Consider the following 275-nt stretch of genomic DNA (forward strand, 5'->3'; position numbering starts at 1 on the left):
TGCCAGTACCCGGCTTCGTTGGTGTAGAAGGTGCCGAGGACGTCGCGGGAGTTCTTGAAGTAGTTGTTGTCCACCTTGGCCTTCGCGCCGGCCCGGGAGTTGATGCCCGACTCGTTCAGGCTCACGTAGTGGTTGTTGTACATGTGCGCGACGCCGCCCCGCAGCAGCGGCGCCCGCGAGTCGATGTTCTCGTACAGGTTGTGGTGGTACGTGATGAACCCGTTCGAGCGGTCGCTCTCACTCGACCCGACCAGCCCGCCACGACCGGAGTTGCG

1 protein-coding gene is annotated in these 275 nt (G+C 63.6%); it reads right to left on the reverse strand.

Features of this window, described 5'->3' with window-relative positions; genetic code table 11:
* On the reverse strand, positions 1 to 275 hold a 275-nt coding region (locus ADK67_RS15570; RefSeq protein ID WP_442974146.1), incomplete at both ends, for a pectate lyase family protein.

Origin of the sequence: Saccharothrix sp. NRRL B-16348 (genome assembly GCF_001280085.1) — a bacterium.
Taxonomy (GTDB): Bacteria; Actinomycetota; Actinomycetes; order Mycobacteriales; family Pseudonocardiaceae; genus Actinosynnema.